The organism is Bartonella sp. B23, assembly GCF_053793815.1.
Genome location: NZ_CP200033.1, coordinates 1250379 through 1262320, shown reverse-complemented (window position 1 = coordinate 1262320; position 11942 = coordinate 1250379). Strand labels below are relative to the sequence as shown.

Here is an 11942-nt window from a genome sequence, read left to right as displayed (position 1 = left end):
ATTCGACTTCATACGATTGAATTATTTCTATTAATGGTTTGTTTTTTTTTGGAAAATTCTACAACGTTTCCTGTTTTAGTTGGTGATGTGCTTATTCCAATAGATTTTTTGCTACCATTATCCCATTCCACATGTCCAACTTTATACCGCCGAATTTGCTGTTCTGGTGCGTTGTTTTGTTTGATAGATTTTTCCTTATTTCTTTCCATTATAGGTTGGTGCAAACCACGTTCTATATGCCGCTTCACTTCACGATCATACTGTTGGATAACATCAGAGGTCGCTTTTGTTTGTATAAAGATTTCTGCAATTTGTTCTGCTTGATTTACTGATACGTCAAGACTCTCAGCAAGCTTTGTATAATCTTTTTGCTGTATAGCTTTATGCTCGCCTGGTGATAAACGTTCACTGAGTTTTTGGAAATAAGCCTGTCCTTGCGTTCTTAGTCCAGGAGAGGTTGATAAAGCTTTTTGCTGTTGTTCTTTTGACAGAGAAAATAGCTCTCTCATTTGTTGATTAGGCATTTCCACTGATTTGTCACAGCGTCTTTGTTCGGCAAAATGATCTTTTAAAATCCTTCTTTCTAAGTCTATGACAGAATTTACATAAAGACAAATCTCAACTTCTAAGGAGGGAATATTCCTTTCAGCACGTGCACGTGCTCTATTTTTTACGCCACATATTTCAAAGCCAGAAAGCTTAAAAATAGATCTTGCAGATTCATGAAATTGTTCTAAAAATTCGCTTCTGATATTAGGATTGGCATCAATTTTTCTAAGCATTTCCCCTAAAATATGCGATTTACCATAAACAATTTTGCACAAATTTGCGATCTCTTTTTTACGTTCTTGTATTAATGAATCACTTTGAATTTTATCAACAATTTCCTTTTGTGAGAGAGGTGGCAATATTTTTTCTGGTATAAGAATTTTCTGTGATCTTTGAGAAAATGGTGCTGTAAAAGAAAGGGCATCACCAATTTTTAATCCATTCAGTTGGTTTGGGGAAAGATCCTTTTTATTTCCTAAGACGAGAGTCCCATTAACATCCATCATGAAACCATGTTGTCCACTACCTCTATAAGTACCATGATAGGCATGGCCGTCTTGTGCCGCGATAACAGAGCCATAATTGTTTTCACTAAGATCAAGCTTTTTCATTTCATCGATGAATTCACGTAAAATAAGCACTTTTTGGGGATTGGAGATATCCTCAAGTAAATGCTTCATCGGATCTGGATTACCATTGTCTATCGCTTCAACACTGGCAAACATTTTGCGTTTTTTTGTTACAAGAGAAAAGTCTAGATTATGGCCTGCGGCTTGTCCGAGTTTTTCAACAAAAGCTTGTATAGTAGGTGTATTTCCTTTTCTGAAAGGATGCATATGCTGTAAGTTTATCGTCAGTCCTGCCGCATGTTGAACGAATTCTTCGCGGGATAAATTCTTTAAGTAATTGTTTTCGGCGAGTACATGATCTAGATTTTTTAATCCTTCTTCTATTTGTCCACCGGAGGCAAAGGCATTTCGAAATTCTTTCCTTTTTATAATGGGTGTAAAGGCGAGGCTTCCATCTGCGAACTGAAAAGGTGCTTCACGTGTCTGCCCAGCCCATTCAAAGGCTTTGGAAAACAAGCATTTATGAATATGCTTTAAGTAAGAGGAATCAATTTTTTCTGGTAAAGGGGCTGTGTGCAGCTTTTTTATTGCTTCTCTTGTGTCTTCGGAAACTTTTTGATTCAAGACACGGTTATTTTTGATGTTATATTTATTTTTGAGTACTGGGGTGTCGTTGTAAAAAAAATTCCGCGGCGCTACACTTGATCTTTCCTGTTTGTTTACATCAATTGCTTGGGGGATTTCTGTTAATTGTTCCTCTGTGAGAGATGTAAAGTGGTTGGTTTGGTCTTTTGTCATGGATATTTCCTTTCAAGCTCTCTTAAGATCAATTCATTTTTGAAAGCTTTCTTGGTGCACATTCCATTACTTTTAGTGCATGCTCCATTTTGACTTTGTAGCTTTTTATCTGTAAAGGAGAATGCTCACTTTTCGTGCGGATTACTGCCCAAGTTTATTTTTTTATTTATTTTTTTTGCAACTTATAAATGGATTAAGCAAAATAAGAGGGGATTTTTGACTGACACTCCCCCCATGGTACAATCCACAAAAATGATTGTACCAAGAGAATAGATTAATAAGCAAAGCTTAAAGTATGATCATATTGTCATAGCTTTTGCACGACGCTGTCGACCTTGCTCTTCTAACGTTTTTTCTTGTTTGGTAAATTCTAAAACATTTTCTGCTTTAGTTGGTGTTGCCATTTTTTCCATAGGTTGCTTTTCAGTGCTTTCCCATGCTGCATATCCAACTTTATGTGGTTCAGTTTTCTTTTTTACTGTGTCGGTACGCGCTGAGACTCCTTTTTCTTTCATTGATTGTGTGCTTACTCCTATAGACTTTTCAGTACCACTTCCTATTTTTTCATATCCAACTTTATGTGGTTCAGTTTGCTTTTTTACTGTGTCTGGATATGCTGAAACTCCTTTTTCTTTCATTGATTGTGTGCCTATATCAGCAGATTTTTCACTGATGCTTCCCCATGCTGCATATCCAACTTTATGTGGTTCAGTTTGCTTTTTTACTGTGTCGGAATGTGTTAAAATTCCTTTTTCTTCCACTGATTTTACGCTTGTTTCAGCAGATTTTTCGACAATGCTTTCTATTGTTGCATGCCCAACTTTAGAGGATTGGATTATTTCTTCTTTTGCTCTTTCTTGTTTGGCAAATTCTACAATTTTATCTGCTTTAATTGGTGTTGCATCTATTTTAACAGATTGTTCGCCAATGTGTAATATTGAAGATTGATATACATTGCGATCATTCTCCCTATTCATTTCGCGATGTTGCTGTTGAATAGTGCTGCAGATCTCCTCTGTTTGTTTCACGACTGCTGAAATTTCTTCTGCATTATCCATTGATGTTCCAAGACTTTCAGAAAGCTTCCTATAATGTCTATTGTGTATAGCTGCAAGGTCACTTGGCGATAAACGTTCTTGGAGCTTCATGAAATAAAGCTGTGCTTCTGCGGTTAACTCAGGAGAGCTTGCCAAAATTTTTTGTTGCTCCTCTTTGGACATAGAAAATAGATTTTTTAACTCGTCGCGAGGCATTTCTACCGACTTTTCACAACGTATTTGTGTGGCAGTATGGCTTTCTAGAATATCCATTTGAGCATCTCTTACAGCACGTACATATCCGACAAGAGCATGACAGAGAGGTAGTAAATTTGCTTCAGCATGTTGGCGTGCACTGCTTTTAAGGCCAAATACACCAACACCACGAAGCCTATGAACAGATTCAGGGGATTCTCCAATATTCCGCAGCAACTTTTCTCCCTGGTTAAAACTTTCACGTGTCATTGGAATTTCAAACTTTGGAAGTTTGTTTTGCAAAATATTCTCTTTGCCATAAACAACTTTACACAAAGTTTGGATGTTTTTTAAGCTGCTTTTGACCAATGCGCTTTCATAGACCCTTTGAGAAAGTTCTTCGTTGGTAAGGGATGGAACGTTTTCTTTTGGAATAAGCACTTTTTTTGCTTCTTGAGGAAGAGGTGCTGTGAAAGAAAAGTGATCACCAATTTTTAGTGTTTTTACTCGCTCTGGTGAGAGATATTTTTTATTTCCTACAACGAAAGTCCCATTAACATCCATCATGAAGCCATTATCTCCGCTGCCTCTACAGACACCACGATACGTATGGCCTCCTCGTGCTGCAACAGTAAGACGATAATTACTTTCACCAAGTCCAATCTGGTTCATTTCATCGGTAAATTCACGTAAAGCAGACAAACTTTCTGGATTAGAGATATCTTCAAGGAGATGCTTTATAGGATCCATATCACCGTTGTTTACTGCCTCAGTACGGATCAATGCCTTGCGTTTTTTTGATACAAGAGAATAATCTAAATTATAGCCTGCAGCTTGTCCAAGTTTTTCAACAAAAAGTTGTATTGTACGTCTATTTCCCTCTCTGAAAGGATTTAAAGAGTACAAATGTGACATGATTTGAGATGCATGTTCAACGAACTCTTCGCGTGTCAATTTTTGCAAATCATCCTTTTCAAGGAGCATTTCATCTAATTGTTTAAATCCCCGTTCTATTTCTTTGCCGACAGCAAAAGGCCTCGTAAATTCCTTTTCTTTCAGCAACGGTGCGGAAGCAACACTCCCGTCTGCAAATGTGAAGCGTTCATCACGTGTATGTCCGGCCCATTCAAATGTCTTGGAAAACATTTTCTTGTGAAGGCTTTTTAGATAGGAGGAATCAATTTTTTCTGGCAAGGGGGCTGTACGTAGTCCTTCCATTGCCTCTTTTGCATCACGAGCACATGCAGCAACAAATTCTTTTTGATTGGTGATACGATATTTGTTTCTCAGCACTGTGCTGTCAGAATAAAAGAAATTTTGTGCTTCTGCTTTTAACTTTTTACGGATTTCTTGATCGGGTGTCTGGTGATGCTCTCGCAATTCTTCTTGTGAGAGAGATGCAGGACTGTTCGTTTTTTTATTTTCCATCGATATTTCCTTTCAAGCTTCCTCATATTATATTTTTCTCTGAGGGCTTCTTTAGTGTACTCTCTATCTCTGTTTCTTGATGTTCCTTCTGTAAGAAGAAAAAGCACGAGATTAAATGATTTCCCAATGCTGCATTATGTATAATGGAAGTAATTTTTTTTTATGACTTTTATACGTTTTTTTTATGAATTTATAAAATTTTATCAATTAGTTAGATAAAATAATACGGTGCAATCTATATGAAAAGATTGCACCGAAATATCACGTTAAAAGCTAAAGCTTATGCATAGCTAGATGGAGGTAGCCATTGCTGCCTTTTTGTGTACAAACCTTTGAGCATGATCCTCTGATATTGCTTTTTTTGCTTGCCCGCTGACACCAGCAATTTCTTTTTGTTGGCTTTGTAAATGCTGAGTTTTGTCTGTAAGCATCCTGTAAGATTCTGCCTTTCTCTGATGGCTTTGTAGAATGCTTTCTTTCATGCTCGTTACATGTTCTGAATAATTTTCAATTGCTTTACATAAAGGAGGGATAAATCTTTCGGCTTCTTCACGTGCACTTGTTTTAAAGCCACAGAACTCGCTACCAGCTAATTTACCGAAAATATGAATATGGTTCCTAATTTGCCATGAAAGCTCTGCTCCAATACCGGGAATTACTTCAATATCTTTCATGTTGTTATCCAAACGGTTTGGATCGTTAAAGACTTTTTTACATAAAACTCGAATTTCATCACGCGCTTGCTGAACCGTTGCAGATCTGTGAACTCTGCGGTTAACGTCCTTACTTGAAAGAGGTGCTATTTCCGTTTTAAGATTTCTCTGCTGCTCCATGCTTTTTGCATATATTTCAGCCTTCGCATAATTTGTAAGTGCTTCACATAGGGGAAAAATACCAGCTTCAGCTGTTCTGCGCGGCTTATTTTTTATACCACATACACTAACACCAGCAAGTTTATGAATTTTTTCAGGGCATGATGCAATTTGCACTGAAACTTCTTCCGCTAGATCAGGATCTTTTTTAATTGCACCTATTTTATTATCGAGAAGATATTCCTTACCAAAAACAATAGAGCACAAACGTCTGACTTCTTGTCTATATGCTGAACACGCTATTTCTATCTGTGATCTCGTTAAAGATGACTTTTTCATACGCGGTAAATTTGATTGATCCTGAGGAGAATCAGTTAAAACTCTACCTTCTCCGTGTGATGAGATGGCTTGCTCTTCATTTATTGGAGATATCGGTGGTCTTATAGAAACAGTTGCATATACATGCTCGTGCTTTTGATGTGATACCGGCGTATCTGTCTCATCTGTTGAGTACGAAAATCTTTTTGAAGGTAATGGCGGTGCTTGTTCTGGAGAGACATCTTTATAACCATATTCAGATTTTTGTCCTGACGCTGTCTCTGATACACTGCGGAACAATTTTTTCTTCACACTAAGTGGGTCTACAGGAGCCATAGCTGCATACACGCCTTCGCCCTGTGTACCTTCTGTAACGCCTTGCCTCATGCTTTGTGGACGTGGCGGTAATTCAGGACGAAAAGGTTTCCCTACAGTTTCAGACTTTTGTCTTGACCCTGTCTCTGATACACTACGGAAAAATTTTCTCTTCACACTAAGTGGGTCTACAGGAGCCATAGCTGCATACACGCCTTCGCCCTGTGTACCTTCTGTAACGCCTTGTCTCATGCTTTGTGGACGTGGCGGTAATTCAGGACGAAAAGGTCTCCCTACAGGATCTTTTTGTGTAGTTCTTGTAGCACTTTGTTTTAAATTTTTTGAGTGTGTCGATACTTTTGGACGAACAACTGCCTCTGTAATCTTTTGCTCTGGATTTTCTTTCTCGTCGATACTCAAATCTGCTGGGCGTGACGGCAGATCTGGGGGAGTATCTTCCAGTACGCTATCCTTCCTTTGTTTTTCTTCAGCACTCTGCTTTACAGCTTTTGGGTGTCGCAATGCTTTGGGAAGAACAGTCGCGTATATGGAATCTTCCTTTTTAGTTAATTCAGCACGCTGTTCTGTATGTCCTGATTGCGGTAGGTCTGGAATAGTCTCATATATAGCCTCGACATCTTGGCTTTGTGTTACACCTTGTTGTTGGTCATTTTGTTGCACCAAATCTGAAACATCCATATATGGATGTTCTGAATCTTCTAAAACGTATGAGTCATCGGCGTCTGGTATTTCGTATACATCAAGCTCGTCCGGGCGTGGCGGTAATTCCGGAGGAGCAGATCTTCTTGCGGTATTTCGCGCTGGACCTTGCGTTACATTTTGTTGTTGGTCACTTTGTTGCATCAGATCCGGAATATCCATATACAAGTGTTCTGAATCTTCTAAAGTATGTGAGTCATCAGCGTCTGGTATTTCGTATACATCAAATTCATCCGGGCGTGGCGGTAATTCCGGAGGAGCAGATCTCCTCACGGTATTTCGCGCCGGACCTCGTGTTATGTCTTGTTGTTGATCACTTAGCTGTGTCGGATCAAAAATACCAGCATGCAGGTCATCTAAGTTTACTACTGCGTATGGATCTACGAGATTTGGCGTAGCGCTTGACTCACTTTCTGAGGGAGACAAAATACGTGAAGAAGAAGGCACATCATATACATGTTCTCGCCTTGAAAGAGGTTGACCTGCTCTAGGAGGCACAGCGTATATAACCTGATCGCTTCTTCTTGCTTGAAAAAGGGGACGATTTGAAGGAGATGTTTCGTATATGGAACCCTCAATTTCTTGCCCTTCGCTTTCTGGATGAACTGAACGGGGTGGTGAAGGAGGTGAATCGTATATAGCTTCACTTAAAGAAGAGTTACCAGGTAAAGGAGGTACAGAATATACGGATTCTTGCCCTTCGCTTTCTGGATGAACTGAATGGGGTGGTGAAGGAGGTGAATCGTATATGTGTTCCTCTCCTAGGGATTGCTCAATGTTTGATCCGTTTTCTTCTAGAGAAGATGGACTTTGTGGAGATGGTGTTGAAGGGGATGGCACAGGTCCGTGCTTTAATTCCTGGATTTCAGAATGGGAAGGCCGATTTTTTTTCATATATTCTTCCTTTCAAAATTTTGTGGTATTTATTTTTTAACCTTTTTAGTAGGCTCCCCATTTTTGTTTTTTCATAATTTTTCGCTTGAAGGGAGATAATAAATTTGCGCAAACTATAGTCTGTATTCGCAATTTATATGCAATCTTACCAATTGCTTAATTCAAACGATGGAGATTTATAAAATTTTCCATCGATATTACTACCACTTCTAGCTACAAACCACCTTGCAAGATCTGCGCTCAAAAGATCTACCCAAAAGCTATAACTTATTTCACGCATGCTTAAGAAATGGAAACCAAAGCTTTTGTTTTTGTAGCTTTGCATGATTCAACACTTTGCGTTTTCTCGTTCTGATGTCTAGAAGTTCCAGGAACCTCACGATCCATGCTTGCTGATAAGCTCTCAGAAGACTTCGATAAATCTTGTTGCGTATGCAAGCTCCCAGCTAATTCTCTAGAGGATTTTTGCTGTTCTTTTTGTAATTGATCATTTTGTGAAACACTACCTCTTACCTGCTGTACAACGGCCATTAATTCCTCAACCGTGTCAATCAGTGGTGAAATACTCGCTTCAGCATGTCTGCGCGCTCTATTTTTTATACCACACATATTGACACCAGAAAGTTTACCAAAAGATTGACAATTTTCTGAAAGTCTTTCTACGAGCTTACCCCCCGTGGAAGGGTCCGCTAATACATCTTCAACGCCTGCTCGCAAAATATTTGAATCTCCAAAAACATTTTGGCACCAATGTTCTATTCGTGCTCGACATCGCTTGACTGCAGGATGCTGTAAAATAATGTCATTAATTTCCGTATGGACGTTTTCCAAATTAACTTTTTCAGAAGAGTTTGAGTGATGTTTTTTCATATATATTCCCTTTCAAGGATTATTTTAAAACCTCCTTGATGCAATTTCTCTCCTTATGCCCTGATGGTTTCATGCAAAGGAGATCATCATCATTGCTATAATTGAAATTTATGTCTTTAATATGCTATTTTTATGGAATTTTATGTAATTATGGAGACTATTCTGACAGATATTTTTTGCAACATTCCATAGAATTACGCGCTCTTTGGCGAAATTTACACAAAACAATTTGTGCCAAAAAAATCAGATGCCAAACAAAAATCTAGATTCTTTTACACAAGAAGTTGATGCCTCATTTTCAATTTTATGTGACGACTTTTTTCGTACAACAGAATGAGATTTTTCTTCTATATGACGAGTATCTTGTGTTACTGCTTTTTCTAAGCTTCCCAAATCATCAAAATTTTTCTGTTGCGTTTGAGTACGGACAATTTCATTGCGTAACGCGTATACAACTCCCATGAACCTTTCAACAGAATCACACAAAGAATGTACATTTTGTTGAGCTCGCTTACGGGCATGACTTTTTATACCAAATACTTCCCTACCAGCAAGCTCAGAAATACTTGTAGGATTTCCAGCAATATTCAGTGAGAGATCCTTCCCTTGCTTAGGATTCTCAATGATTTCAGCTAATTGTTTATTTAAAATACCTGGGTTGCCATAAACAAGATTACAATGATAGCGAATATCATCCATACAAGTTTGAACCGTTGAGTTCTTTTGAATTTTCTTAAAAATTTGCCTTTTCGTGAGAGGTAGCTTTTTGTGAGACGAAGGAACATCTGCATAAACGATTTCTTCTGGGTGCTGTGTAAGACGATCTTGGTCGCATGATCTGCAAGACTCTGCGTTAAGTTTCGCTGAGGCAGATCGTTCAAAATGGCGTAGATTATATTTTTTCATGAATATTTTCCTCCAGAATTATTTTAGAAAATTCCTTTGATATATTCTCTCCTTCTATATTTTGAGAATTTTTAAAAGATAGGAAAAGATATTTTGAACAGTTTAAAAGTTTACACCATTCACATACATTATAAATTGCATTGTTACCTTTTGAATACGGCTTTTTTATGAATATTTTGTCAAGATGTTGTATAAAGTTACGGGATCTATTTTAATGGATATTTTTGTGGGATTCTCTTATAATCCTTGGTGCAATTCACATAAAATAATTTGCACAAAAATTATATTACAGACGAAAACTTACGCATTTCTACAGGATATGCGTTTATATAAACATCTTTTTATCAGCGGTTTTATGAAATGGAATGTACTGAAAATAAACAAATTTTTTCTGCTGGTAAAGATTTTTTGTTTTGTTTTATCAGAGGTAATTTTTTCGGATATTTTTGTAAAATCCGTACAAATTTTTCAATAGCATCATGTAAAAATCAAAATTCTTTTTCAGCGTGTTTGCGTACATTACTTCTTATGCTAAACGCTTTTACGCTGGCAAATGTACCTATATCCTCAGGATCCTTTGCAATTCTGTGTATGCAAGTTTCCAGCTAATTCTCTAAAGGGTTTGTGGTGTTCTTTGTTTACTTGATCATTTTGTGAAACACTGTCCCTTAGCTGATGTACAACGCTTACTTAAGAGTTTATATCCTCTTTTAGAATTTTCAAGAATTTTAGCCACTTTCTTTTTTTTAATATTTGAATCACCATAAACAGTTTGGCATAGAGACAGGACTTTTTCTTCGCTGTGCAGGATGTCCAAATTTTTTCGAAGTTTGTCAGAAATTTGATCTGATGTGAGCAATATTGTCACTCTTCTTCTCATTATTACATCTAAATTACAGCTCTTATCGCTATTGCGTGCTGTTCTTTGTTATTTGGTCAATGGATTGCATAAAGGTCTCTTAAGTTCATTTTTGTAAAAGGCTACAAGTGGCGCTTTTCTATGAATAACTCTTTTCAAAATTGTTTAAAAAACTTCTTATGTATGTTTTTTATAAAATTCCACTAATAAACCTAAATTGTGGATACTATTTCTGAAATATTTTCTATAATATCGCACGAAAAACCTGGCGCAATCCACGTAAAGTAAGTAGAATCCGGCTTCTTCGGTGTCGTTGCATAGACACGCGTACAATCTCACACCTCTTCAGATTCTATTGATTTGCGCCAAGAGATCGGATTAAAAGGAAAAGATTATACAAACTCACATAGCCAAAGCCATTCTTCTAGATTCAGATCTACGTGATTGTTCTTGCTGTGGAGCAGTATGATGTTCTGCCCTTGCGTGCTGGATATCCTGTAAAGCAGCTTCTGATGTTTGATCTTGTGATATGCCATTACGTTCTTGTCGTTCAGCATGTTCTACCTTGAGAAACTCCTTTGAGGATTGTACAATATCACAATAAAATTGAATATGACTTATCAGATGTTTCATATTAGCTTCAGCCTCTATGCGCCCTTTGGTTTTAAATCCACATATATTAAAGCCGATAGGACTATGATAAATTTCAGGCATTTCTCTCAGCTGATGCAAGAGAATAGAGGATGCGCGGGGATTTCGTGTAATATCGGAAATTGCCTCGTTTAAAACATCTGGATGTCCAAATACTTTTATACACCCATACTGGATCTGTTCTTTATGTTTTTGAATAAATGGATCTTTTGTAAGTACTTCCATCATTTCATCGTCTAAAGTAGATGTCTCTCTCGCATGATTGTATGATGCCAACAGACTTTCGAGCGCTTCTGCACCCTCCATTGGTTTTTCATACCCGTTTTCCGCTTGAAGTCTCATCCTGCTGTGTGCATGTTCTGAAGTTTGTGCTAAACCACGAATGGCATCATAGAGAGGAGTTAAACTTTCTGTGGCATTTTTGCGGGTTCTATTTTTTATGCCACATACATTTTTGCCAGCAAGACTGTGAATAGACTGAGGATTTAATGAAATTGCTAACAAAATTCTATTACTCACAGAAGGATTTTCCAGAATTTTTTCTATTTTTGTATCCATAACTCCCGTTTTACCAAAAACTATTTCAGACCAATTTTGTACTGCATTTATATGTGCTGAGATCAATGGATTTTTCCGTAATTTATCTGCAATTTTCATATCCGAGAGATTGGTTTCTTCTTCTTGTGGAGCAGGTCCATCATGAGGATTTTCAGAGGTAGATGCTTCTCTGACAGATTGTTCATGAGATCCCCTTAATTCTGTCATTGGCAGCTCTGTAGAAGATGGGGCAATTTTTTTCATATATGTCTCCTTTTAAGAATTATATTTGGAAAAGATTTTTGGTTTATTTTTTAGCTCCACGTTTTAGGAGCTTTTGTATAAAGGAGGGTGTTAATTTGAATTATCTCAAAAAAAATCGAAGCTGCTTCTATTCATTTTTAGCTGATTTTCACGTTTTTTCATGAAGTCTTATTCATGGTATTTTGATGACAATCTATAACCTAACCCTGAAATTTGATGG

6 protein-coding genes are annotated in these 11942 nt (G+C 37.4%); all 6 read right to left on the bottom strand.

Annotated features, from left to right (window positions below):
- Nucleotides 1–8: 8 nt before the first annotated feature.
- The gene (locus V4B17_RS05510; protein WP_455479177.1) at nucleotides 9–1916 is read right to left on the bottom strand and encodes a BID domain-containing T4SS effector; all 1908 of its coding nucleotides are present in this window, start codon (nucleotides 1914–1916) and stop codon (nucleotides 9–11) included.
- Between the two features lie 299 nt (nucleotides 1917–2215).
- Nucleotides 2216–4576: a BID domain-containing T4SS effector gene (locus V4B17_RS05505; RefSeq protein WP_455479176.1), complete on the bottom strand. Its 2361-nt coding sequence runs from the start codon at nucleotides 4574–4576 to the stop codon at nucleotides 2216–2218.
- 290 nt (nucleotides 4577–4866) lie between these two features.
- Nucleotides 4867–7635, bottom strand: coding sequence for a BID domain-containing T4SS effector (locus tag V4B17_RS05500; protein WP_455479175.1), 2769 nt, complete (start codon nucleotides 7633–7635; stop codon nucleotides 4867–4869).
- A gap of 282 nt (nucleotides 7636–7917) precedes the next feature.
- Nucleotides 7918–8505 carry a BID domain-containing T4SS effector gene (locus tag V4B17_RS05495; RefSeq protein ID WP_455479174.1) on the bottom strand — a complete coding sequence of 196 codons (588 nt, stop codon included), beginning with the start codon at nucleotides 8503–8505 and terminating at the stop codon, nucleotides 7918–7920.
- A 243-nt stretch (nucleotides 8506–8748) separates the two neighbouring features.
- On the bottom strand, nucleotides 8749–9411 hold the full coding sequence (locus V4B17_RS05490) for a BID domain-containing T4SS effector (RefSeq protein WP_455479173.1): 663 nt from the start codon (nucleotides 9409–9411) through the stop codon (nucleotides 8749–8751).
- A gap of 1261 nt (nucleotides 9412–10672) precedes the next feature.
- Entirely contained in the window at nucleotides 10673–11722 is a 1050-nt protein-coding gene (locus tag V4B17_RS05485; RefSeq protein ID WP_455479172.1) for a BID domain-containing T4SS effector, read from the bottom strand.
- Between the last annotated feature and the right edge of the window lie 220 nt (nucleotides 11723–11942).